This is a genomic window from Candidatus Regiella insecticola LSR1 (genome assembly GCF_000143625.1).
Lineage (GTDB): Bacteria > Pseudomonadota > Gammaproteobacteria > Enterobacterales > Enterobacteriaceae > Regiella > Regiella insecticola.
The window spans coordinates 1-1,109 of record NZ_GL379649.1 but is presented as its reverse complement, the minus strand read 5'-3'; the positions used below and the strand labels follow the sequence as shown (position 1 = coordinate 1,109).

The following is a 1,109-nucleotide window of genomic DNA, read 5'->3' as shown; positions in this document are numbered from 1 at the left end:
ACCAATTTGGATAATCGATTTTTTTCAACAATATATACAGTTCGCGATTCACAAAAATTAGGGTAATCGTTCGTAATATACGCCTATCATTTTAATAGGTTTATTTGTCACTCAGTCATGATTTTTGAGATTTTCATGATAAAGTGCATGTATTTACCGTATTAATACATACCCTTTTCAAGTTTAAGGCGTATGCTTCCATTCTTCACTCAACTACCTCTTCATTAAATATTCACCCTACATTATTTCCTGGATACGTTACGTCTTAGCGTCATAGAGGCCACAAAAGCAGTGTGATTTGATGATGTCGCTAATATATCAGGAGTTAGTGATGAAAAAAGTATTTCGGATTCATGATATTGCGTCTTACCACAAACTTTTTTCCAAGTTGTCTACAAAAGAAATTCAGGTTCTGGCGCTTTCCTGTTCTGGATTAGACCGAAACGCCATCGCCCGAGAATTAAATATTTGTATAGGCACCGTGAATCGTCATTTAAATAATGCCATGAATAAATATGAACGGGAGAGTTATGCTGAATTGCGTGCTTTATTCTATTTTAAAATAAACGAGAAATTAATTAAATTCATTCCATAATAGGGCTTAAAATGTTTTTTTAGCACATACCCTTTCAAAAATTTTCTTGACATCATCATATCCAAAACATTCACCGTCTGAATCAAAAAACTTTGCTTATTCGATCAAAACGGTAAATTCCTTCTGATTTTTTCAACTAACCACAGCAAACGAGAGATATCAAGCGTATGAGTAGAAATATTCAACAAGTTTTAACTCGGTGGGGCTATTGGGCTAATGATACTAACACAGGTATCACGTGGTCTCCGGTGGCAGCCGGTTTTAAAGGTCTGTTGCCGTTGCGCCCTGCTCTGAATGTGTCCTGTTCTGATGATGACGGGCTGATTATAGATAGTTGTGTTTTACAACTACAGAGGATCCGTCAACCTGAAGAACTTAATCTCATTATGGCGTATTACGTTAAAGGTTACTCGAAGCGGGCTATTGCACGTAAACGGGGTGTTGACGAACGAGTGATACGGATAAAATTGCAGCTTGCCGAGGGTTTTATTGAAGGAAGCTTGTCGACATTGGC

General features: G+C 37.2%; 2 protein-coding genes. Both read left to right on the top strand.

The features are described 5' to 3' along the window. Positions 1 to 331 precede the first annotated feature (331 nt). Complete coding sequence (locus tag REG_RS08775; RefSeq protein ID WP_039908368.1) at positions 332 to 595, top strand: helix-turn-helix domain-containing protein; 264 nt, start codon at positions 332 to 334, stop codon at positions 593 to 595. A gap of 167 nt (positions 596 to 762) precedes the next feature. Next, on the top strand, positions 763 to 1,109 hold a 347-nt coding region (locus REG_RS08770; protein ID WP_039908365.1), incomplete at its 3' end, for an antiterminator Q family protein.